Here is a 23298-nt window from a genome sequence, read left to right on the forward strand (position 1 = left end):
GCCCGCGCCGGGCACTACGGTCAGACCGAAACCGCCTTCGGCGCGGCCCAGCGCGTGGCAGCAAATCGATCAAGCAGCAGATGCAACAGATAAATCGCCGACAGCGACAACAACACTGACAGCGACAGTGACCAGAATCGATACAGATCACTGTAGAACAGGTCCTGACGGGGCGTGAGGTACTGACCGAACAGAATCGCCATGGTGGTCAAGGCAGCAAAGCCAGCGCCGGATCCACCCTCCAGCATGTGAATGCGGGCAAACAGCATCAGGCAAATCCACAGGCCGGCCGCCACGAACGGCAACACATCAAAGTGGTCCATCAGCACCAATTGAACAACCAGCCCAAGATTGCAGCCCACCAGCGTTCCCAGCGCACGGTTCCAGCCCGCAGGCCCGGCCCCGCGCCAGTTCAGCGGGAACAGCACCAGAATACTGGCGACCTGCGCCGACAGCCCGCTCTGTAAATTGAATACCTGAAATACAATGAACGAGGCAGTGGCGACCGTGGTGGCCAGTATCACTTCGTGACGTCGGGTGCTGGCGGATTTGCGCACCAATGGACGCGGCGCGCGTGGCGCAACATCGGGGAATAGCTGCTGCATCAGCAGGGCGATGAACAGGGTGCTGAAAACCGAGACGATGTTGCTGGCAACAATGTCGCCGATATCGGCCTGAGGATAGCTGGCAAAATGGAGCTGCATCGACATGTTGACCACTGACATGGCACCAAACAGGAAGTTGGCGCCACCGCTCATCTGCCCGAACAGCAGCGCGAACATGCCCATGACCAGCAATGTCATTGGCACCGGTTTGTCACCAAACAGCCCCTGCACCACCAGCACGGCGAGCGAAACCACCAGCATGTTGGCGACAAACTGGCGCAGCATATGGGCGTTAATCACCGGAACAATGCCCAGCAACAGAATCGGCTGCACGACGAAAAAGGCGCCATAGTTCCAGCCCATCAGCTTGCACAGGATAAAACCGAGCATGCCGCCAAAGGCGATGCGCAGGCACTGGCGCACATCGTTGTCGTCCAGATGCCGTTTGCTGGTAAGCAGGATGGGCTTCATCGGTAACCTCAGTAGATGTAGTGCATCAGGCTGAGCAGACCTACCTGTGCCCGGCCAAGCCACCGGGCAGGGCCGCCGACCGGAAACAATTGCACGGTGGCGCGAGCGCCTGTCGGCAACTGCGACAGCAGCCCGGGCTCTTCGTCCAGCACCAGATGGACGCGCTGACGCTGGGCGTCACGCACCCAGCGATCGGATGTTTCCGGTGCAGCCAGCGAACCGTCAGGCAGCAACTGTCCGGCCCGAGTACCGGCTGCAACACCCGCTACGTGAGCCTCGAATACCCGCCCGGGAATGGCATCAAATACAACCGCAGCGGACTCGCCCACGTCCATGTGCGACAGCGACTTCTCGCGAAAATCGGCTACCACATCGGCATCATCGGCAACCAGAGCCATCAGCGCAGCCCCGGCGACCGCATAGGTACCAGGGCGCACCTGCAGGTTGGAGACCACACCGTCGCTCTGGGCGCGCACCTCGGTAAAGCTCAGATTCAACATGGCCTGTTCCAGCGCATTTTGCGCCTGACGCAGGCGCAGATTGCCCTGATCCCCTTCGCCACGCTGCACCTGCAACTGCCGGACCTGCGCCTGCAGGCTGGCCAGCTCCGCCTGAGCAGACTGAGAGCTGGCAACAACCTGCTCGTAGCTTTGCCGAGACACGTTATGACTGGCCAGCAGCCGCTGCAGCCGATCACGCTCGCGGGCCAGCTCCGCGCTGCGCACCTGTGCCGACCGCACCCGCGCCTGCGCAGCCGCGATTGAGGCATCGATACCCGAATTGTCTCGCTCGGCGGCCTCCAGTACTAATTGGGCCTGCTGAACAGCCAGCGCATAAGGCCGTGGATCGATACGCAGCAGAAGATCGCCGGCAACGACATGCTGGTTATCTTCCACCGCGACCTCGACCACTTGGCCGGCCACCTGCGGGGCAACCCGAATAACCGGGTGGATGACCCGCGACTGCGGCGTCACCGGCATCCACAGATCCGCCGCCAAGAAGTAGCAAAACACCACTGCAAACAGCAATAGCGACGCGCGCACCCAGCGCGCAAAAACCTGATCGGGCGTCATTCGCCAGCCTCCCGCTCCCCGCCCAGCAGGGAGCGCACATTCGCCTCCATCGCCAGCAGCACTTCGGCAAAGGCATCCAGCTGGGTGTCACTCAAACCGGCATAAATCTGCTTGCGCACCCTCTCGATATGCACGCCCATGTCGGCAATACGCTGATGGCCTGCCTCGGTAAACCAGAGCGCGTGAACCCGGCGGTCACCGGGGTCGCGCCGGCGCTCGATCAGACCCTGCTCCTGCAACTGATTAAGCGTCCGCGTCAATGACGGCATCTCGATCGCCAGCTCATCTGCCAACATCTGCTGGGTACACCCCTCGCCCACCTTGGCCAGATGCAGCATCACACTCCAGCGCGCCTCGGTAATACCCAGTTCACCAACGGCCTGATTGATTGCGGCACGCCAGAGCCGATGCACTCGCCCCATCGCTGCGCCCATGGAAGGCTTCAACGTTTCGTGCAACGCCAAAGCCGCTTGATCCTGACTCATGGATAACCTCGAATATAGTTAGCCTGCTAACCATAAAGCTTACTCCGATAAACTTATTTAGCAAGCTACATATATTCAACACCGTTAACCGAAACCACCAACCCGCAGCACTGTCCCAGCAGCGGCTAATTCGCTAGAGTGCCCGGCAGCACACATTTGAAGGAAATGCACAGATGTCATACATCGAAGAGTCGCTATCCAGCGGCGAGGTCATTCACAAGGTTTTTCAACTGCACTGGTTCGCCAAGGTACCGATGTACTGCTGGCTGGTACTCGGTCTGGTGACCTTCGGCCTGACCTGGCTGCTTGCGCTGTATGAATACTTTCGCTTGCGCTCCATCGAGCAGGGCGTGACCAACAAGCGGGTGATCCTCAAGACCGGCATAATCAGCCGGCATACCGAAGAGATGAAGCTCAGCTCGATCGAGACCGTCGAGATCGAGCAAAGCATCTGGGGGCGGATGTTCGGCTACGGCACGGTCAAGCTGACCGGCCGCGGCATCAGCGACGTGAAGTTTCGCAACATTGATGATCCGATGTACGTCAAACGCGAGATCGAGAGCGTCAGCAACCCGATCGACTGATCGCCACCTCAGACTCAGAGCAGAAACAGCGTTGCCAGGCCAAGGAAGGCCAGAAAGCCCACCACGTCGGTCACCGTGGTCAGGATGACACTGCCGGCCAGCGCCGGGTCGACACCAACACGGCGCAACAGCAGCGGGATAAGCAGTCCTGATACCGCCGCGCACAGCAGGTTGAGCAAAATGGCGGCGGCAATCACTGCTCCAAGTTGCCAGCTGCCAAACCAGGCCACGGCCAAGGCGGCGACCACCAGCGCCCAGAGCACCCCATTGAGGCAGGCAATGCCGATCTCCTTGCCCAGCAGCAGCCGCGCGTTACCACCCTCAACCTGACCCAGCGCCATGCCGCGCACCACCAGCGTCAGCGTCTGACTGCCGGCAATGCCACCCATACTGGCGACAATCGGCATCAATACCGCCAACGCCACCAGCTGCTCCAGCGTGCCCTGGAACAGGCCGATAACCCAGGCCGCCAGAAACGCGGTAACCAGATTGATCCCCAGCCACACCGCCCGGCGCCGGCTGCTGGTCAGGACCGGCGCAAACATGTCGGCTTCGTCATCCAGACCCGCCATGTTCATCATGGTGCGCTCGGAGTCTTCGCGGATCAGGTCCATTACGTCGTCAACGGTGATGCGCCCGAGCAACAGGCCGTCTTCATCGACCACCGCGGCGGAGAGAATATCCAGGTCCTCAAACCGGCGAGCCACATCGTGGCTTGGCAACATCACATCCAGCGGTTGAAAGTCGCTGTCCATCACCTCGCTGACAGCCAGTTCGGGGGCGCTGGTGACCAGTCGGCTCAGGCGCAGAACGCCCTGGTAACGATTTTTGCGGTCCACCACCATCACTTTGTCGGTATGGTCCGGCAGATCTTCAAGCAGACGCAGATAACGCAATACCGACCCCACCCGCACATCGGCGCGCACCGAAATATGGTCGGTGTTCATCAGGCCACCGGCCGAGTCCTCGGGGTAGGAGAGCATCGACAGCAACTGCTGGCGCTTGCGCACATCCATCGCCTGCAACAGCTGCCGGCCGCTGTCACTGGGCAGCGCCTGAATCAGGTCAACCAGATCATCCAGGTCGAGCTTGCGGGCGGCGGCGACTAGCTCGTCCTCGTCCATTTCCAGCGCCAGCCGGGCGCGGACCTCATCATGCAGGTGGACCAGGATCTTGCCAGCACGCTCGGCATCGAGCATCTCCCACACGGTGCTGCGCTCGGCCGGCGGCAAGGCTTCGAGCAGGCCGGCAGCCTTGGCCGGGTGCATCTGCCGGAACGCCTTGCCGACCCGTTTGAACTTGCCGGCCTCCAGCGCGTCACGGACCCGAGCGATCTGGGTAGCAGCACCCTCGCCTTCCTCATCTTCGTCGGTCAGGTCGGAGGTATCGGGCTCACGGCGCAGCTGGGCGCCGAGCAGTGGCGTCAGATGCTTCAGCACCTGCTCTTCGCGGTCATCATCAATATGCTGCCAAAGGGCAAGGCGCTCGGCGCCATCAAGCGCCTCCAGCAGACTGGCGACCTTACCGGGATGCATGCCACGCAACAGCTTGCGCACCCGCTTGCGCTTGTCCCGATGCAACGCCTCGATAATGGCGTCCAGCTCGGTGCGGGTGGTCTGGCTGTCGGTGTCGGTCATAGGCAGGCATGCTCCAGCAGCGTTTAACGTCATCGTTAATGTACCGTTCAGAGACGCCCCAAACCACACACAAACCACATAATCAGCACAAACAGGGTCGCCACACTGCCGGCATCGTCCATCAGGGAGGCCCGACATGAAAACCGCAATCACCTGGCTGCTGCTGTGTATCAGCCTGTTCAGCAACGCCACTCAGGCATCAACAGAAAACCCCGAGACAGGCATGTTCCTGCTTCGCTCGGACGACGGCAGCTGGCAACCGGCGCTGCTGCTCAATACCGACATGCAGGTGCAGATCAGCGGCCCGGTAGCCGAGGTGCAGATTCGCCAATCCTTCACCAACCCCGGTGGCGCCTTTGCCGAGGGTCGCTACGTGCTGCCGACCAGCGAGAGCGCCGCCATTCATGCCATGACCCTGGAAATCGGTGAGCGCCGGATCAACGGCCAGATTCAGGAGCGCGAGCAGGCCCGCAAGACCTATCAGCAAGCCCGTGACAACGGCCAGCAGACCGGCCTGGTCGAACAGCAGCGTCCCAACCTGTTCAGCACCTCGGTCGCCAATATCGGCGCAGGTGAAACCATCAGCGTCATCCTCAGCTACACCGAACTGCTGCAGCCGGATGCAGGACGCTACAGCCTGCGCCTGCCGCTGACCATGACGCCGCGCTACAACGCCCGCCCGCAGCCGGTCGACGGGCAGCAACGCAAACCGAACGCCAGCTCTGCCAGCCCGGAAGGCCCGATTGTCGCCAGCCTCTGGCGCAACGGCCCATCCCATCAGGCCGACATCCAGATCACCCTCGATAGCGGCTTTGCCCTGCACAGCCTGAGCAGCCCCAGCCACGCCATCAGCAGCCACTTTGACGGCCGCCGATACCGCGTTCAACTGCTGGAAAATCCGGTGGTTATGGATCGCGACTTCGTCCTCAACTGGCAACTGCCGAGCGAGGCCGGCAATCAGGTCGCCGTGTTCACTGAGCAGGTGGGCGAAGATCACTACGCGCTGATGATGCTGTCGCCTGCTGCCCAACCGGTCAGTCGCCAGCGCCAGCCGCGCGAAGTGTTTCTGATTCTCGACACCTCCGGCTCGATGCAGGGCGAGCGCATTCGCCAGGCGCGCAGCAGTCTGATTCACGCACTGAGCCGCCTGCAGCCCGAAGACCGTTTCAATGTGCTCGAATTCAACAGCGAGTACAGCATGCTCTATCGCGAACCGGTGCCGGCCAGCGAAGAGAACCTGAGTGAGGCCCGCAGTTGGGTCGCCGGGCTGCCGGCCGGTGGCGGCACCGAGATGTTGCCGGTGCTGCGTGCTGCACTGACCCAGCCCAATGAGGCAGGCTACTTGCGCCAGCTGATCTTCATCACCGACGGTTCGGTCAGCAACGAGCGCGAGGTTCTGCAGATGATCCAGCAGCGCCTGCGTCAGGCGCGGATCTTCACCGTCGGCATTGGCGCCTCCCCAAACAGTTTCCTGCTGCGCAAGGCAGCCGAAGTCGGCCGCGGCCAGTTCACCTCGATTGATGATCGCAGCGGCATTGAACAATCCATGGAGCGGCTGTTCGAGAAACTGGAGTCACCGGTACTGACCCACCTGCAGCTGGAACTGCCAGAAGGCATCGATGCCGAAATCTGGCCGCAAAAGCTGCCCGACCTGTACTCGGACCGGCCGTTGCTGATCGCCATGAAACTGAACCAACTGCCAGAGAAAGTAGCCCTGCACGGCCGCCAACCGGCGCTATGGGAGCAGCACCTGCAAATTCCCGAACCACAGCAGGGCAACGGCATCGCCCGGATCTGGGCACGCCGCAAGATCGAAGCCGCCATGGATCGCCTGAACGAGGGCGCTGGCGAGGACGAAGTGCGCGATCTGGTCCTGCCGGTGGCGCTGGAGCACCAGTTGATGAGCCGCTTCACCAGCTTCGTCGCCGTCGAGGAGCAACCGGTACGCGCCGCTGACGAGCCGCTCGACAGCCAACTGGTGCCCAACCTGAACCCGGTCGACCACCGCCTGTACCCGCAGACCTCGCTCGGCCTCAATGGCCTCTGGGCGCTGGCAATCGCGCTGTTGCTGGCTGGCCTGCTGATCCTGAACTGGAAACCGCGCCATGCGTAAGCTGATTGCCGCTGCCCTGCTACTGGGTGCCGCGGCCGTCGCAGCCCAGGGCAGCTGGCTGCAGGCCAAGGCGTGGCTTGCCCAATGGTTGATTGCCGACGCCTGGGCCGAGCAACTGCAGGCTGGGACCCCGAGCAAGCCCTGGCCCTGGGCCGATACCTGGCCGGTTGCCAAACTGACCACGCCCGACGGCGAAGCCCGCTACGTGCTGGACAGTGTCAGCGGCCAGGCCCTGGCCTTCGGCCCGGGGCAACTCAATAACGGTGTGGCGCCCGGGCAGACCGGCACCCTGCTGCTGGCCGGCCACCAGGACAGCCACTTCGCCTTTGTCGAACACCTGCAGACCGGCCAGGTTCTCACCCTGCAGGACGCCAGCGGCCGCGAGTACCGCTATCACGTGGCGACCCAGCGTATCGTCGACAGTCGCAAGGAGCCGATGGTGCTGCAGTACGACCGCGCCGAACTGCGGCTGGTCACCTGCTATCCGTTCCGCGCGCTGACCAGCGGCGGTCCCCTGCGCTATGTCGTCACCGCCTGGCTGGAGGAGCCTGCCTCGTGATTGCCGCAGGCCCCTGCATGATTGCACTGCCCCCGGCGAAACCGCCACAATCGGCGGACGATTCACGGACAGAGCAGACCATGCCGGATAGGATTCTGATTATCGAGGACGAGCCCGCCATCGCCGATGCGCTGGTCTACGCACTGGGCACCGAGGGCTTCGACGTGCACTGGTGCGCTCTGGCTGGTGATGGCATGCAGTGGCTGCGCGACAACCCGGTCGACCTGCTGGTGCTGGATGTCGGTCTGCCCGACGAAAGCGGCTTTGAAGTCTGTCGCCGCATTCGCCAGTTTTCCGCCCTGCCGATCATGTTTCTGACCGCGCGCAAGGAAGAGGTCGACCGCATCGTCGGGCTGGAAATCGGCGCCGACGACTACGTGGTCAAACCCTTCAGCCCGCGGGAAATCTCCGCCCGGGTGCGTGCCATCCTGCGCCGCACCCGGGCCGAGCCGCTGGCCAGCGAACAGCCGGCGCCCGCCGAGCTGTTTCTACACGACGCCGAGCGGCGGCGCATTCGCTACCACCGGCAATGGCTGGAGCTGACTCGCTACGAGTACCTGATTCTCAGCACCCTGCTGCGCCGCCCCGAGCACGTGCTTAGCCGTGATCAGCTGATGGAGGCAGTCTGGGCCGACCCCGGTGCCAGCCTCGACCGGGTGATCGACACCCACATCAAGGGCATCCGCACCAAGCTCAAACGCATCCTCCCGAGCCACGACCCGATCGTGACCCACCGCGGACTGGGCTACAGCATCAAGCCGCAGCTGCCGGGTGCAGACGGATGAGCCTGAGCACCCGGCTGCTGCTCGGGTGGTTCGTCATCGCCGGGCTGGCCACCGTGCTGTTTCTCAACAGCATCCTCAATCAGGTGCCCTCGTCGGTGCGCCAGGCCAGCGAGGAGGTCATGGTCGACAGCGCCAACCTGCTGGCCGAAATCGCCGAACAGCATTGGCAGGAGGGTTTTGCTGCGGACAGCCCGTTTGCCGTCGCCATTGACCGCTATCTGGCACGTCAGCTGAACGCCCAGATCTGGTCACGACACAAGACCGGCACCGAGCTGGTGATCTACCTGACCGACCTCAATGGCACCGTGCTCTACCACACCGACCCACAGCAGGTCGGCGAGGACTATTCACAATGGCGCGACGTATCGCTCACCCTGCGTGGCGAGTACGGTGCGCGTACCACACGCATCGATCCCGAGGACGACACCAGCAGCCTGATGTACATCGCCGCACCGATGTATCAGAACGGCCAGCTCGCCGGCGTGCTGACCCTCGGCAAGCCCAACGCCAGCCTGCACCCGTTCATCACCCTCGCCCACGGCTACTTCTGGCAGCGCGGCGGGGTGATTCTGTTCGGCGCCCTGCTGCTCGGTGCCGGCATGGCCTTCTGGCTGAACCGCTCGGTCAGACGGCTGGTGGATTACGTCGAGCGGGTGCGCCACGGCGAGCGGGTCAGCCCGCCGCAATTGGCCGACAAGGAGCTGGCACGGCTGGCCGCTGCCACCGAGGCGATGCGCCGCGAGATTGACGGCAAGGCCTACGTCGAGCAGTACGTGCATACCCTGACCCACGAGATGAAGTCGCCGCTGTCGGCGATCCGCGGCGCGGCCGAACTGCTGCAGGAAGCCGACGTCCCCGAGCCCATGCGCGCGCGTTTTCTGGCCAATATCGACGGCGAGTCGCTGCGTCTGCAGCGGCTGGTGGATCGTCTGTTGTCACTGGCGGGGGTCGAAAAGCGCCAGCAACTGGAGCAAACCGAGCGAGTTGATCTAGCAGAGATTGCCGCCATCGAGCTGGAGGCCAAGCGCCCGCTGGCAGAACGCAAGGGCCTGACGCTCACGCTTGAATGTGACGCTGACTGCTCACTGGCGGGGGATCGCTTCCTGCTGGAGCAGGCGATCAGCAATCTGCTCGACAACGCCATCGAGTTCAGCCTGCCCGATGGTGCCGTTGCGCTGCAGATCACCGGCAGCGGCTCGACCCTGAGTCTGCGCGTGCGCAACGACGGGCCGGCGGTGCCGGACTATGCATTGGGACGGGTGTTTGAACGCTTCTATTCCCTGCCGCGGCCAGACGGCCAGCGCAAGAGCACCGGGCTGGGGCTGAGTTTTGTCAGGGAAATCGCCAGACTGCACCGCGGCCGGGTGAGCCTGTATAACCGCGCGGAAGGCGGCGTGGAAGTGGAGATGATGCTGAACAGAAACCACCAGGAGAGAGAGGACGCCGCCTCTCTCTCCTGACTGAGTCGATCTTAGCCTTCGTAGGCCTCGATCGGCGGGCAGGCGCAGAACAGGTTGCGGTCACCGTACACGTTGTCGATCCGGTTCACGCTCGGCCAGAACTTGTTGGCCGCGACCCAGGGCTGCGGGAATACCGCTTCTTCACGGCTGTAGGCACGCTGCCAGTCGCCGGTGATATCAGCCAGGGTGTGCGGCGCGTTGTGCAGCGGGTTGTCCTCTGCCGTCCACTCGCCCTGCTCGACCTTGTGGATCTCGGCGCGAATGGTCAGCATCGCGTCGATAAAGCGATCCAGCTCGGCCTTGGACTCACTCTCGGTCGGCTCGATCATCAAGGTGCCGGCTACCGGGAACGACATGGTCGGCGCATGGAAACCAAAGTCCATCAGGCGCTTGGCCACATCTTCTTCGCTGATACCCGAGGCTGCCTTGAGCGGACGGATGTCGATGATGCATTCGTGCGCCACCCGGCCGTTGCGACCGCTGTACAGCACCGGATAGGCATCACCCAGACGCTTGGCCAGATAGTTGGCGTTGAGGATCGCGACCGAGGTGGCCTGACGCAGACCGATGGCACCCATCAGGGCGATGTAGGTCCAGCTGATCGGCAGAATGCTCGCGCTGCCCCACGGCGCCGCGCTGACTGCGCCGTTTTCCGGGTTCGGGCCATCCAGCGGTACCACCGGGTGGTTGGCAACGAACGGCGCCAGATGCGCCTTGACGCCGATCGGGCCCATGCCCGGGCCGCCGCCGCCATGCGGAATGCAGAAGGTCTTGTGCAGGTTCATGTGCGATACGTCGGCGCCGATGTCGGCCGGACGGGTCAGGCCCACCTGTGCGTTCAGGTTGGCGCCATCCATGTACACCTGACCACCGTGCTGGTGGATGATCTCGCAGATCTCGCGGATACCTTCCTCGTAGACACCGTGGGTCGACGGGTAGGTGATCATCAGGCAGGACAGGTTGTCGGCGTTGTCTGCAGCCTTCTGACGCAGGTCAGCCACATCCACGTTGCCCTGATCGTCACAGTTGACCAGCACCACGCGCATGCTTGCCATCATCGCCGAAGCCGGGTTGGTGCCGTGCGCCGAAGTCGGGATCAGACAGACGTTGCGGTGACCCTCGTCGTTGCTTTCATGGAACTTGCGGATCGCCAGCAAACCGGCGTACTCGCCCTGCGCGCCGGAGTTCGGCTGCATGCAGATGGCGTCAAAGCCGGTGATGGTGCGCAGCATCGCTTCCAGCTCGTCGATCATCTGCTTGTAGCCCTCGGCCTGCGCCAGCGGGGCAAACGGGTGCAACTGACCGAATTCCGGCCAGGTGATCGGGATCATCTCGGTGGTGGCGTTCAGCTTCATGGTGCACGAGCCGAGCGGGATCATCGCGTGGTTCAGCGCCAGATCCTTGTTCTCCAGCGACTTGATGTAGCGCAGCATCTCGGTTTCCGAGTGGTAGCTGTTGAACACCGGGTGAGTCAGATAGGCGGACGTGCGACGCAGAGCCGCCGGAATGCCCATCTCGGTGGCGCTGACCTTGGCGTCCAGCGTGGCAATATCCTGACCGTGCGCGGCACCGGCGAAGGCAGCCAGCAGTTGGTCGATGGTAGCGCGGGTGGTGGTTTCATCCAGGCTGACGCCCAGGTGATCGGCATCGATCACGCGCAGGTTGATACGGGCGGCGCGGGCGCGTTCCAGAATCTCGCGGGCCTTGCCCGGCACCTTCAGGGTCAGGGTGTCGAAGAAGGTCGCGTTGCGACGCTCGATGCCCTGCGCACTCAGGCCTTCAGCCAGAATCGCGGTAAAGCGCTGCACCCGCTCGGCGATCTGCTTGAGACCCTGCGGGCCGTGGTAGACCGCGTAGAAGCTGGCGATATTGGCCAGCAGCACCTGTGCGGTACAGATGTTCGAGTTGGCCTTCTCGCGGCGAATGTGCTGCTCACGGGTCTGCAGCGCCATACGCAGGGCGCGGTTGCCACGGGTATCGACAGACACACCGATGATGCGACCCGGCATCGCACGCTTGTACGCGTCGCGGGTGGCAAAGAACGCCGCGTGCGGTCCGCCGTAGCCCATCGGCACGCCAAAGCGCTGCGCCGAGCCGAAGACCACGTCGGCGCCCAGCTCACCCGGCGGGGTCAGCAGGGTCAGGCCGAGCAGGTCGGCGCCCACGCAGGCCAGACCTTTCTGCGCCTGAACCTGTTCGATCAGCGGCTTGAGGTCGCGGATCTCACCCCAGGTTGTCGGGTACTGGAACAGCGCCCCGAACACCTCGTAGTCGCCCAGCGTGCTGACGTCATCGACCACCACGTCGAAGCCGAAGGCCTCGGCGCGGGTCAGCACCACGGAGATGGTCTGCGGATGGCAATCCTGATCAACAAAGAACAGGTTGCTCTTACTCTTGGCAACCCGCTTGGCCAGCGCCATCGCTTCGGCCGCAGCGGTGGCTTCGTCCAGCAGCGAAGCGCTGGCCAGCTCCATGCCGGTCAGGTCGATGGTCAATTGCTGGAAGTTCAGCAGCGACTCCAGGCGACCCTGGGCAATCTCCGGCTGATACGGGGTGTAGGCGGTGTACCAGCCCGGGTTTTCCAGCACGTTGCGCAGGATCACGGTCGGCGTCAACGTGCCGTGGTAACCCATGCCGATGCAGGAGGTGAAGATCTGGTTGCGGCTGGCAACCTGCTTCAGATAGTCCAGCACCTCGGCCTCGCTGCGCGGGCCGTCCAGCGCCAGCAGATCAGTGCGCAGAATGCTCTGCGGCACGGTCTCGGCAACCAGCGCTTCCAGCGAGGAGGCGCCCAGGGTCGACAGCATGGCTTGCTGCTCTGCGGCGTCCGGGCCGATGTGACGACGAATGAAGGCGTCGGTCTGTTCCAGCTCGACGAGGCTCGGGGTGTGGCTCATGGGGTGTACCTGTGCAAAGTGTGAAAGCAAAAAGCCCCGACGCGAATCAGGGCTTCAGCACTACAGCAAAAAAACCGGTCAGATGGAGGCGCCGTAGGCTGCGGCGTCCATCAGCTTGTCCAGTTCGGCAGCGTCACTCGGCTTGATCTTGAAGAACCAGGCCTCACCGTACGGTGCGCTGTTGACCAGCTCGGGGGAGTCGGCCAGGGCGTCATTGACGGCGATGATTTCGCCACTGATCGGTGCGTAGATGTCGGAAGCGGCCTTGACCGACTCGACCACCGCGCACTCTTCACCGGCAGCGACTTCGCGACCTACCTCGGGGCACTCGACAAAAACCACGTCGCCCAGCAGGTCCTGCGCATGGTCGGTGATACCAACGGTCACGGTGCCATCGGCTTCCAGACGGGTCCACTCGTGGCTGGCGGCGTAACGCAGATCGGCGGGAATGTTGCTCATGGGAATATCCTCGGGGGTTGAACTTGATACTTATTCGATGACCGACTGGCCGTTGCGAACGAAGCAGGGCTTGACCACGCGCACGTCCAGCAGCTTGCCGCGAATCTCGACCTTGGCGCTGCTGCCGGTCGCACGTGGCACACGGGCCAGCGCGATGGAGTAACCCAGGGTCGGGGAAAAGGTACCGCTGGTGATTTCGCCCTCGCCGACACCGTCGACGATAACCTTCTGGTGGCCACGCAGCACCGCGCGTTCTTCCAGCACCAGACCCACCAGCTTGGGCTGATCGCCGGCGGCTTTCTGAGCTTCGAGCGCCTGACGGCCGATAAAGTCGCGCTCAGCCGGCTCCCAGGCGATAGTCCAGGCCATGTTGGCGGCCAGCGGCGAGATGCTTTCATCCATATCCGAGCCGTACAGGTTCATGCCGGCTTCCAGGCGCAGGGTGTCACGCGCACCCAAACCACAGGGTTTGCAGCCGGCGGCCAGCAGCGTTTGCCAGAATTCGGCTGATTGCTCGGCGGGCAGCATGATTTCCAGACCGTCTTCACCGGTGTAACCGGTACGACCGATAAACCAGTCACCCGAGGCCAGGCCCTGGAACGGCTTGAGGTCACTGATCAACGCCGCGCGATCATCGTTGACCACCGATTTGACCAGCTCCAGGGCCTGCGGGCCCTGTACCGCGATCATTGCCAGGTCGGCGCGCTCGGTCAGCTTCACGGCAAAAGACTCGGCCTGAGTGTTCATCCAGGCCAGATCCTTCTCGCGGGTTGCCGCGTTAACCACGACCCGGTAACCGTCGCTTGCCAGATAGACGATCAGATCGTCAATCACCCCGCCCGCCTCGTTCAGCATACCGCTGTAAAGCGCCTTGCCGGGCGTCTTCAGGCGGGCAACGTCGTTGGCCAGCAGGTACTGCAGATAGGCCTGAGCCTCGCTGCCAGCCACATCGACGACGGTCATGTGGGACACATCAAACATGCCGACAGCACGGCGTACCTGATGGTGTTCTTCGAGTTGGGAGCCGTAGTTGATCGGCATTTCCCAGCCGCCAAAATCGACCATCTTGGCACCAGCAGCAAGGTGCTGGTCGTACAGAGGGGTCCGCAAGGCCATTGCGCCGTCCTTCAATCAGGGGGTTGCAAAGGGCGAATTGTAGCCGCAAACCTGCGCTCTGTGCAGCCCGTCGATCAGCGCGTGCGGCGACTGACCGGCTGCGCGGAGCGACGTATCAAGATGATCACCGGCAGCAAGCCGGTCGCCACCAGTGTAATCGCCGGCAGCGCCGCCCGGGGCCAGTCGCCCTCTGCGGTCAGGCTGTGGATGCGCACGGCCAGAGTATCCCAGCCAAAAGGCCGCATCAGCAGGGTTGCCGGCATTTCCTTGAGCACATCGACAAACACCAGCAGACCGGCGCTGAGCAATCCGGGCACCAGCAGCGGCAAATAGACGCGCCAGAATACGCTGAAGCCGGAATGTCCCAGGCTATGTGCGGCTTCGGGCAGGGCCGGCCGAATGCGCGCGAGCGACGTATCGATCGGACCGCTGGCAACCGCCATGAAGCGAATCAGGTAGGCCAGCAGCAGCGCAAACAGACTGCCCAGCAACCAGGGCCGTGGCTCCTCAACGCCGAACCAGCCCTGTAGCGGAACCAGCAACTGATTATCGGCAAAACTGAACGCAAACATGATGCCGACCGCCAGCACAGATCCGGGCAGGGCATACCCCAGATTGGCCAGCGCGACCGCCGAGCGCACCCGACGCATAGGTTGCAGACGCCGAGCCAGCACCATCAGCAGCGCAACAGACACCGTCAGGAACGCAGCGATGGCACCCAGGCTCAGGGTATTGCGAATCAGCGACCAGTAGCGGTCATCGAAGTCATTGCGATCACTGGTCAACAGCCAGTAGAACAGCTGTAACAGCGGGATCACGAACGCGATTGCCAGTACCAGCAGACAGTAACCGGTCGCCAGCCAGCCACGCGCCCCCCGCAGACGAAACAGTGCCCCCTGGCGCGGCTTGTCAACGCCGGGGAAACGCCGACTACCCTGCGCCCGGCGCTCGGCATAGAGCGCCAGCAGAACGAACAGCAGCAGCAGACTGGCTAGCTGGGTGGCTGTCTGCAGGCTGTAAAACCCGTACCAGGTCTTGTAAATAGCGGTGGTGAAGGTGTCGTAATTGAATACCGAGACCGCGCCGAAATCCGCCAGCGTCTCCATCACTGCCAGCGCGGCACCAGCGCCGATCGCCGGCCGCGCCATTGGCAGTGCAACCCGCCAGAACGCATGCCATGGGCTGTGACCCAGAATGCGCGCCGCCTCCATCAGCCCGCGCCCCTGCGCCAGAAAGGCACCGCGCGCCAGCATGTAGACGTAGGGATAAAACACCAGCACCAGTACAAAGATCACACCGCCGGTGGAGCGAATCGAAAACATCCGAAAATCGTTGCCCAGCCAGCTGCGCAACAGGCTTTGCAGCGGCCCGGCAAAGTCCAGCAGGCCGATCATCACAAAGGCGAGCACGTAGGCCGGCACCGCAAACGGCAGCATCAACGCCCAATCCAGCCATCGTCGCCCCGGAAACTCGCACAGACTGGTCAGCCACGCCAGGCTGACGCCGAGCAGCACCACACCCGCGACCACGCCAACCGACAGCACCAGAGTGTTACCGAGCAGGCGCAGCATCTGGGTTTCCAGCAGGTGGCGCCAGATACTGGTATCCAGACTGCTCCAGCTCAGCGCCAGTACCAGCAACGGCATCAGTACCAGCGCGGCACCTGTGTAGGCTACGGCGCGCCAGTGGGGCTTGGACACAACGGACGGAAGCGGCACTCAGACTCCTGCGAGCTCAACCAGTGGAGCAAAAACAACAACGCCCGGCCGGGGCATATGACCCCGGCCGGGCGTGCAGTATATCGGCAAAATCGCGCCGGATCAGTTCCAGCCAACGCGATCCATCAACATGATGGCCTCGGCCTGACGGCGACCGGCCACTTCCACATTGACGTCGTCACGTTTGAACGAGCCCCAGGAGGCAACCTCTTCGGACGGCGCAACCGATTCGTTGGCCGGAAATTCCTGGTTGACGTCGGCAAACACGCGCTGGGCTTCTTCGGTGGTCAGCCACTCAAGGAAGGCGATCGCGCCGCGACGGTGCTTGGCGTAATGGGTCACACCGGCGCCGGAGATGTTGACGTGAACGCCACGGTCATCCTGATTCGGCCAGAACAGCTTGATCGGCAGGTCGGGATTGGCTGCTTCCAGGCGACCGAAGTAGTAGCTGTTGACGATACCGACATCGCACTGCCCGGCCTCGATGGCGTTCAGCAGAGCGGTATCATCCGGGAACACCGGCGTTGCCAGGTTGCTGACCCAGCCCTGCAGGACTTCAGTGGTGCGCTCGACACCGATAGTTTCCATCATGGTGGCGGTCAGGGACTGGTTGTACACCTTCTTGGCAGTACGCAGACACAGACGGCCGGCCCAGGCCTCATCCGCCAACGCTTCATAGGTGCTCAGTTCGGCCGGATCAACCCGCTCGGTGGAATAGGCAATGGTGCGGGCGCGCAGCGACAGACCGGTCCAGTAACCGTTGGCGGAACGGTACTTGGCCGGAATGTTGGCATTGATGATGTCGGACTCGACCGGGCGCAGCACACCCTGCTGTTCGGCCTGCCAGAGGTTACCGGCGTCTACGGTGATCAGCAGATCAGCCGGCGTATTGGCACCTTCGGCCTTCAGACGCGCCAGCAGCGGCGCCTCGCTGTCGGTGATGAACTGAAAGGTGGTACCGGTCTTCTCGGTGTAGAGGTCGAATACAGGCTTGATCAGGTGGTCCTGACGTGCCGAATAAACAACCAGTTCCTTGGCCTGAGCGACACCACTCAGGGTACTGATGGCCAGGCCAAAGACTGCCAGCTTGCGGATCACAGACATGAAAACGCCTCTCCGTTGAAAAAATGAGAGGAGATGATAATCATTCCCCATTGCACTGGCAATGCGGCGTACTGCCCCAGTCCGTCGCGAGATGTTACCGATCAGCCGCGCGCAAGACTGGGCAGTTCTCCGCTCAGCCCCATGGCCTGACGCATGACGCCGCTTTTAAGTAGCGGAGCGCGATCAAACAGCGCCATACCGGTATTGCGCAGCCAGCGCAGTGGCAAGGCGTCGGCATGGAACAGACGTTCAAAGCCTTCCATTGCCGCCATCACGGCCAGATTGTTGCCCATGCGCGCACGCTCGTAGCGCTCCAACACCGTCAGATCCGCGATATTCTCGCCACGCTCGCGGGCGGCCAGCAACACATCGGCCAGCTGGGCAGCATCGAGAAAACCAAGATTGACGCCCTGCCCAGCCAGCGGGTGAATGCTGTGGGCGGCGTCGCCCAGCAACGCCAGGCCCGGCATCACGTAGCGTTTGGCATGTCGTTGGCGCAGCGGAATACAGACCCGCCGATCCGCCGCCAGAACAGGCCCCAGACGGCATTCCAGCGCTTCGGCAAGCGCAATGCAGAAACCCTTGTCATCCAGCGCCATGACCTGCTCGGCAGCCTCGGGCAGCAGCGACCAGACAATCGAACAGTAGTGTTTGCCGTCGCGCGACGGCAATGGCAGAAAGGCCAGCGGGCCGGACGGCAAAAACCGTTGCCAGGCGGTCTCCTGGTGCGGCTCGGACAACTCCACCGTGGTGACCACCGCGTGATGCAGGTAATCCCACTCGCGCATGGCAAAACCGGCCAGGTCACGCAGCTGAGAACGGGCACCATCCGCGGCGAGAATCAGCGGCGCGTGCAACTGACGGCCGTCATCGAGATTGAGTCGCCAGCCGTCGTCCTCCTGCACCAGTCCTTGCACGCGACTGTCACCGAGCAGCTCGACCGGGTGCCCCTGCAGAACCGCCAGCAGCGCATTCTGAACCTGCCAGTTCTCGACAATATGCCCCAGGCGCAACTCATTCAGTGAACGGGCGTCAAACCGCACCTCACCGGTACCTTCGGCATCCCAGACGCACATATGACGATAGGCGCAGCGCCGCGACGAGGGAATCTGCTGCCAGGCGCCGAGGCGGCGCAGAATCTGCTCGGACGCTGCGCTCAGCGCACTGACCCGCGGATCGTACCCGGAGCCACTGAGCGGCTCTGGCACAGGCTGCAGGGACTGCGCATCCAGCAGCGCCAGCTTCAGGCCACTATCGGCCAGCGCACAGGCCAGCGCCGAGCCGACCATGCCGGCCCCCACCACAATCAGATCAAAACGCTGTTGCATCTGTGCGCTCCAGAGTTATCCCTTAAGGCCCATTGCCTGCCGGGCAAACACCGACTTGAGCGGTGCCACGATATCCATCCCCAGCAGGCCCAGATTACGCCCTGCCGCCAGCACCGGACGACGGTTACTGAACAGCCGGGTCAATCCGTCACTGAACGCAATGGTCTGCTGCTGGTCCTGGCGCTGGCGATCAAGGTACCCCTCAAGCAGGCGCAGATCACCAGGCGCGCCGTGCGCCGGGGCATCAATCAGGGTATCAGCCAGTGCCATGGCATCGCGCAGGCTGAGATTGAAGCCCTGACCGGCGATAGGGTGCAGGCTGTGTGCGGCATTACCCAGCACAACCAGGCCGGTTCGCACCTGCTCTTCAGCCTCGATCAGGCTGAGCGGATAGGCATGCCTTTGCCCCACGCGGGTCAGTGCACCCATACGAAAGCCAAAGGCATCCTGCAACGCCTCAAGAAACGCCGCATCGGAGAGTGTCATGACCTCGTCCACCTGCGCGTCAGGCTGCGTCCACACCAGCGCACTGCGCCCGGCGGACATCGGCAACAGCGCCAGCGGGCCGTTGGGGGTAAAGCGCTCGTAGGCGACGCCATCATGGCCCTGCGAGCTGGTGATATTGGCGATAATCGCGGTCTGCCCATAGGGGCGCACCTGACGATGAATGCCCAGTTGCTCCAGCAGGCCCGAGCGGCCGCCGTCAGCGACTATCAGCAGATCAGTGGCCTGCTCGTGCAACTGCTCATGCTCCTCAACCTGCATCAGCCAGCCACTGCGGGTAGGCTCGGCGCGCACCACCCGGGCCGGCGCCTGCCAGCGCACTACCGCAGGGTCCAGTGCAGCCAGCAGCACCTTCCCAAGCGCGGCATTTTCGACCACACAGCCAAGCGCGGGCACCCGCTCTTTTTCGGCAAACAACCGGGTAACCCCGGGATGACCGCGATCGGATACATGAATCTGGCGGATGGGCTCTGCCTGTCCGGCCAGCTCGGCCCATATACCGAGCTGCTCAAACAGCAGGTAACTGCCGTGCGACAGCGCGGTCGAACGCGCGTCAAAACTTGGCTGAGTCTGTCCTCTGGCCGGCGGTTGCGCCTCAATCAGATTGATTCGCCAGCCGCGACGGGCTGCATGCTGCTGCAGGGCCAGGGCCAGGCTGGCACCCACCATCCCGCCACCGACGATACTGATGTGCTGGCTCACGCCGGCTCGGCCTCGGGCTGACGCGCGGCAGCCATCAGCGCCTCGATTTCATCCGGATCTTTCGGCACCTTGCCAGTCAGCACCTGATAACCGGTCTTGGTAACAACCACATCATCTTCAATACGAATGCCGATACCGCGCCACTTACGTGGCACCGTCTCGTCATCCGGCGCAATATAGATGCCGGGTTCCACGGTCATCACCATGCCCGGTTCCAGCTCGCGCCAGACACCGCCCACCCGGTATTCGCCCACATCGTGTACATCCATACCCAGCCAATGACCGAGACGGTGCATATAGAAACGGCGGTAGGCTTCGCTGGCAATCAGCTCGTCGACATCGCCCTTGAGCAGCCCCAGATCGACCAGCCCTGCGGTGATCGTCCGCACGCTGGCATCATGGGACTCATTCCAGCTGTGCCCGGGACCAATTACCGCCATGGCGGCTTCCTGCGCGGCCAGCACGATCTCGTAGATCGCCCGCTGCTCCGGGCTGAACTTGCCATTGGCAGGGAAGGTACGGGTGATATCGCTGGCGTAGCAATCGAGCTCGCAGCCGGCGTCGATCAGCACCAGATCGCCATCGCGGACCTGTGCCGTATTCTCGGTGTAATGCAGGATGCAGCCGTTGACGCCGGCCGCCACGATCGACGAGTACGCCGGTGAGCGGCTGCCGTGGTGCATGAAGCAATGCTGCAGCTCGGCCTCGAGCTGGTACTCGTAGACGCCGGGACGGCAGAACTGCATGGCACGCACATGGGCCTGACAGGAAATATCGGCGGCGGCCTGCATGACTTTCAGCTCGCCCGCACTCTTGTACAGTCGCATATCGTGCAGCAGATGGTCCAGCGCCAGAAACTCCTTCGGCGGCTGGGCACCGAGACGCGCCTTACTGCGAATCAGGTTGATCCAGTTAGTCAGCCGGCGGTCAAAGTCGGCATTGGCGCCCATGGCGTAGTAGACACGCTCCCGCCCTTCAATCAGCCCAGGCAGGATGTCGTCGATATCATTGATCGGGAACGCATCATTGGCACCGTATTCGACAACAGCGCCTTCCTGCCCGGCGCGATAGCCATCCCACAACTCGCGTTCCTTGTCGCGTTCGCGGCAGAACAGCACGTACTCGCCGTGCTCACGCCCGGGCACCAGCACGGCCACCGCCTCCGGTTCGGGAAAACCGGTCAGGTACTGAAAATCACTGTCCTGGCGATAATTGTGTTCAACATCACGATTACGGATAAAGACCTGCGCCGCCGGCAAAATGGCGATGCTGTTGGGTTCCATCTGACTCATCAGCGCCTTGCGGCGGCGCGCATATTCGGCCTTGGTGATTCGCATGCTTACCTCATCAATGCAGAGCAGCGGGGGGCGTATCCTGTTTCGGGTCGGCGCTCTGGCACTCGCTGAACAGCATCAGGGTTGCCATGCGCACGTATTCCATCACTTCCATAAAGTCCACTTCGTTGGCCTCGGACTCGTCGAGGTCGGTCTGAACCTGCGAGATGGCAGCGAAGTCACGCAGGACGCCATCGGCCTCCTCGCTCAGCTGGGCGCTGCGCTCGACCATGCCGAAACCGGCCAGAAAACCCTCGCACCACTGCCCCAGCGCGGCAGTCCGGTGATCGATGGCGGCGCTGTCATCGGGCAACACCAGCGTCAGATCGAACCCGCTACCCGACAACTCGGCCAAACTGGCGTCGTACAACTGGATCAGCGCCACCTTGCCGGCCTCGGTCAGAGCACCGCGACCATCCAGCAACTCCTGCGCCACACTCAGCCAGGTGGTATGGTCCAGCCGCGCACCCGCACTCAGACGACCGACCAGATGGCCATGCAGCTCGGCCGGCTGACCCACCGCGCCCACGTCGCTGCAGATCTGCGCATAACGATCAAAATCAAACACTGCCGGCATCAAGGCCATAAACATACTCCAGACTGCTGACTGAGGCTGCCGCAAACTCGCAAATACCGGTATCCTGCGCCCGACAAAGCGACCCGCGCAGCGGGTAAACCCAATGAGCTCTATTGTGCCTGCCCGGCCCCGGTTAAATCTACCGCCGGGACCGCCAATCGGCCCGCCCGACAGGCCAGCGGCGAGGGGTTTGACCGCCCTGCGGGCCGCCTCTATAGTGGCTCAACCCCCGGGACGACAGAATGGCGGCAATGGACCAATCCGATATCAACGCACTGACTCAGCGCATCAGCCAGCTGATCGACCTGTGCGACCAGCTGAAATTGCAGAACCAGCACTTGCAGGCACAGGAGCGCCTATGGCGCGACGAGCGTGTTCAGCTAATCGAAAAGAACGATTTGGCCCGTCAGAAGGTCGAAGCCATGATTTTGCGACTCAAATCCCTGGAGCACGACTCATGAGCCAACCCCTGACAGTCACCCTGCACATTCTGGACAAGGAATACCGCGTTGCCTGCCCGCCGGAAGAGCGCAGCAATCTGGAGCAGGCCGCACGCCACCTCGACACCACGATGCGCGACATCCGCAACAGCGGCAAGGTGATTGGCGTTGAGCGCATCGCCGTCATGGCGGCACTGAATATCACCCACGAAATGCTGACCGGCAGTCACCAGCAGGACAGCACGCTCAGCGCACAGCAGGCGCAGATCAGCGAGCTGGTCAAACGGCTGGATCAGGCACTGGAAAGCCACAAGGCCTGACATCAGCCCATTCAGGCATCGAAGTCCCTGCCGCTTTTCTGTATAGTGAGCCCATCCCTGGGGTGTTGGCCAGCCGGAGATGTCCCTGAGCCGATACTCCTGTACCAGGAGAGGACGCGCTGATACCAGTGTGCATGTCCGCATGACGGAAAGCCTGAGGTATCGCCGTAATCTCCGCCTTGAACTTTCGGGTTCAAGGGCTAACCCGGCAGCGGCACTCTGGGGACCTTCTTTGACATGACTCTCACTGCGTCACGCACCACCCTTCGCAAGCAGCTGCGCCAGGCTCGCCGGGCACTCAGCCCCGCCCAGCAGCGCAGGGCAGCCATACGACTGGCGGCCAACCTGGCCCAGGACAAGCGCTTTCTGCGCGCCCGGCATATCGCCTTCTACCTGGCGAATGACGGCGAGATTGACCCAACCCCACTGATGCTCCTTGCCCGCCGCCATCGCAAGCACTGTTACCTGCCTGTGCTGCAGCGCTGGCCAGCCACGGCGATGGCGTTTCAGAAACTGACCAGGGGCCAACGCTGGCAGCGCAATAGATTCGGTATTCGCGAGCCACTGCGCAGCCGCAAACACCAGGTCAAGGCCTGGCGCCTGGATCTGGTGTTGGTGCCACTGGTCGGATTTGACCCGCAGGGTAACCGCCTCGGCATGGGCGGAGGATTCTATGACCGCACCTTCGCCTACCGCGGACGTCGGAAGCACACCAGCCGTCCCTGCCTGATCGGACTGGCACACGAATGTCAGCGGGTCGAGCAACTGCCGTGCGCAGGATGGGATATCCCGCTTGATGGCGTGATTACGGACTGCAGACGCTACTGATCAGGGCACCTGTTCAACAACAGGCTCTGCGTTACGATCCAGGTAGCTCTGGGTATACCCCGTAGTGACCACCCCCAAACCAAACACAATGACCAGTACCCACAGCAAATCCGGTTTGCGTCTCACGCGTTGCCTCCTAATTGATACGGCAATCTAATAATCAGTGCGAGACGGATATACGCCTTTCCCATCCCCCGAT

At 62.8% G+C, this 23298-nt stretch carries 22 protein-coding genes and 1 other RNA gene; 9 read left to right on the forward strand and 14 right to left on the reverse strand.

What is annotated here, in order from left to right:
- Window positions 1–20: 20 nt before the first annotated feature.
- From AC13EY_RS06370 to AC13EY_RS06380, 3 genes are read right to left on the reverse strand one after another with little or no spacing between them, the layout of a single operon-like run.
- Window positions 21–1076, reverse strand: coding sequence for a DUF2955 domain-containing protein (locus AC13EY_RS06370; protein ID WP_285677440.1), 1056 nt, complete (start codon window positions 1074–1076; stop codon window positions 21–23).
- A gap of 8 nt (window positions 1077–1084) precedes the next feature.
- Window positions 1085–2149 carry an HlyD family secretion protein gene (locus AC13EY_RS06375; protein WP_269688046.1) on the reverse strand — a complete coding sequence of 355 codons (1065 nt, stop codon included), beginning with the start codon at window positions 2147–2149 and terminating at the stop codon, window positions 1085–1087.
- The gene (locus AC13EY_RS06380; RefSeq protein ID WP_228245434.1) at window positions 2146–2634 is read right to left on the reverse strand and encodes a MarR family winged helix-turn-helix transcriptional regulator; all 489 of its coding nucleotides are present in this window, start codon (window positions 2632–2634) and stop codon (window positions 2146–2148) included. The genes AC13EY_RS06375 and AC13EY_RS06380 overlap by 4 nt, the downstream gene beginning before the upstream one ends.
- A 173-nt stretch (window positions 2635–2807) precedes the next feature.
- On the opposite strand from AC13EY_RS06380, the gene AC13EY_RS06385 reads away from it, so the two are divergent.
- A complete protein-coding gene (locus tag AC13EY_RS06385; protein WP_228245435.1) occupies window positions 2808–3218 on the forward strand; it encodes a PH domain-containing protein in 411 nt (136 codons plus the stop codon).
- Between the two features lie 14 nt (window positions 3219–3232).
- Here AC13EY_RS06385 and mgtE read toward each other — a convergent pair whose 3' ends face one another.
- Window positions 3233–4855 (reverse strand): magnesium transporter, encoded by a 1623-nt coding sequence (mgtE, locus tag AC13EY_RS06390; RefSeq protein ID WP_228245436.1) that lies wholly within the window; start codon window positions 4853–4855, stop codon window positions 3233–3235.
- A gap of 136 nt (window positions 4856–4991) precedes the next feature.
- On the opposite strand from mgtE, the gene AC13EY_RS06395 reads away from it, so the two are divergent.
- The 4 genes from AC13EY_RS06395 to creC all read left to right on the forward strand — a co-directional run bounded on the left by AC13EY_RS06395 (window position 4992) and on the right by creC (window position 9772).
- Entirely contained in the window at window positions 4992–6968 is a 1977-nt protein-coding gene (locus tag AC13EY_RS06395; protein ID WP_482877672.1) for a marine proteobacterial sortase target protein, read from the forward strand.
- Entirely contained in the window at window positions 6961–7527 is a 567-nt protein-coding gene (locus tag AC13EY_RS06400; RefSeq protein WP_482877674.1) for a class GN sortase, read from the forward strand. The genes AC13EY_RS06395 and AC13EY_RS06400 overlap by 8 nt, the downstream gene beginning before the upstream one ends.
- Before the next feature lie 80 nt (window positions 7528–7607).
- Entirely contained in the window at window positions 7608–8312 is a 705-nt protein-coding gene (creB, locus tag AC13EY_RS06405) for a two-component system response regulator CreB (RefSeq protein WP_482877675.1), read from the forward strand.
- Window positions 8309–9772 (forward strand): two-component system sensor histidine kinase CreC, encoded by a 1464-nt coding sequence (creC, locus tag AC13EY_RS06410; RefSeq protein ID WP_482877677.1) that lies wholly within the window; start codon window positions 8309–8311, stop codon window positions 9770–9772. The genes creB and creC overlap by 4 nt, the downstream gene beginning before the upstream one ends.
- A gap of 11 nt (window positions 9773–9783) precedes the next feature.
- Here the strand turns inward: creC and gcvP are convergent, their stop codons facing one another.
- From gcvP to AC13EY_RS06455, 9 genes are all read right to left on the reverse strand, one after another.
- Entirely contained in the window at window positions 9784–12669 is a 2886-nt protein-coding gene (gene gcvP / locus AC13EY_RS06415; RefSeq protein WP_482877679.1) for an aminomethyl-transferring glycine dehydrogenase, read from the reverse strand.
- A gap of 78 nt (window positions 12670–12747) precedes the next feature.
- Complete coding sequence (gene gcvH / locus AC13EY_RS06420) at window positions 12748–13128, reverse strand: glycine cleavage system protein GcvH (protein WP_228245442.1); 381 nt, start codon at window positions 13126–13128, stop codon at window positions 12748–12750.
- A 30-nt stretch (window positions 13129–13158) separates the two neighbouring features.
- Window positions 13159–14244, reverse strand: coding sequence for a glycine cleavage system aminomethyltransferase GcvT (gene gcvT / locus AC13EY_RS06425; RefSeq protein ID WP_285677445.1), 1086 nt, complete (start codon window positions 14242–14244; stop codon window positions 13159–13161).
- Window positions 14245–14318: 74 nt separating this feature from the next.
- On the reverse strand, window positions 14319–15890 hold the full coding sequence (locus AC13EY_RS06430) for an ABC transporter permease (RefSeq protein WP_410172312.1): 1572 nt from the start codon (window positions 15888–15890) through the stop codon (window positions 14319–14321).
- A gap of 174 nt (window positions 15891–16064) precedes the next feature.
- Window positions 16065–17066 carry an extracellular solute-binding protein gene (locus AC13EY_RS06435; RefSeq protein ID WP_228245445.1) on the reverse strand — a complete coding sequence of 334 codons (1002 nt, stop codon included), beginning with the start codon at window positions 17064–17066 and terminating at the stop codon, window positions 16065–16067.
- A 101-nt stretch (window positions 17067–17167) separates the two neighbouring features.
- Window positions 17168–18394, reverse strand: a complete 1227-nt coding sequence (locus AC13EY_RS06440; RefSeq protein WP_269688053.1) for an FAD-dependent monooxygenase — start codon at window positions 18392–18394, stop codon at window positions 17168–17170.
- Between the two features lie 15 nt (window positions 18395–18409).
- Window positions 18410–19600: a 2-octaprenyl-6-methoxyphenyl hydroxylase gene (ubiH, locus tag AC13EY_RS06445; protein ID WP_482877682.1), complete on the reverse strand. Its 1191-nt coding sequence runs from the start codon at window positions 19598–19600 to the stop codon at window positions 18410–18412.
- Window positions 19597–20937, reverse strand: a complete 1341-nt coding sequence (pepP, locus tag AC13EY_RS06450) for a Xaa-Pro aminopeptidase (RefSeq protein WP_482877684.1) — start codon at window positions 20935–20937, stop codon at window positions 19597–19599. The genes ubiH and pepP overlap by 4 nt, the downstream gene beginning before the upstream one ends.
- A 10-nt stretch (window positions 20938–20947) precedes the next feature.
- Window positions 20948–21520 (reverse strand): UPF0149 family protein, encoded by a 573-nt coding sequence (locus AC13EY_RS06455; protein ID WP_228245449.1) that lies wholly within the window; start codon window positions 21518–21520, stop codon window positions 20948–20950.
- 242 nt (window positions 21521–21762) lie between these two features.
- Between AC13EY_RS06455 and AC13EY_RS06460 the strand changes: the two genes are divergently transcribed.
- From AC13EY_RS06460 to AC13EY_RS06475, 4 genes are all read left to right on the forward strand, one after another.
- Window positions 21763–21972: a TIGR02449 family protein gene (locus AC13EY_RS06460; RefSeq protein WP_088274507.1), complete on the forward strand. Its 210-nt coding sequence runs from the start codon at window positions 21763–21765 to the stop codon at window positions 21970–21972.
- Window positions 21969–22271 (forward strand): cell division protein ZapA, encoded by a 303-nt coding sequence (locus tag AC13EY_RS06465; protein ID WP_088274505.1) that lies wholly within the window; start codon window positions 21969–21971, stop codon window positions 22269–22271. Before AC13EY_RS06460 ends, AC13EY_RS06465 begins: the two co-directional genes overlap by 4 nt.
- Before the next feature lie 51 nt (window positions 22272–22322).
- Window positions 22323–22501, forward strand: a non-coding RNA gene (ssrS, locus tag AC13EY_RS06470) — 6S RNA.
- Window positions 22502–22508: 7 nt separating this feature from the next.
- The gene (locus AC13EY_RS06475; protein WP_482877686.1) at window positions 22509–23099 is read left to right on the forward strand and encodes a 5-formyltetrahydrofolate cyclo-ligase; all 591 of its coding nucleotides are present in this window, start codon (window positions 22509–22511) and stop codon (window positions 23097–23099) included.
- On the opposite strand, the gene AC13EY_RS06480 is transcribed toward AC13EY_RS06475, so the two are convergent.
- Window positions 23100–23225 (reverse strand): hypothetical protein, encoded by a 126-nt coding sequence (locus tag AC13EY_RS06480; protein ID WP_266101745.1) that lies wholly within the window; start codon window positions 23223–23225, stop codon window positions 23100–23102. It lies immediately after the preceding gene.
- Between the last annotated feature and the right edge of the window lie 73 nt (window positions 23226–23298).

The sequence above is a fragment of the Halopseudomonas sp. L-58 genome, assembly GCF_056859475.1.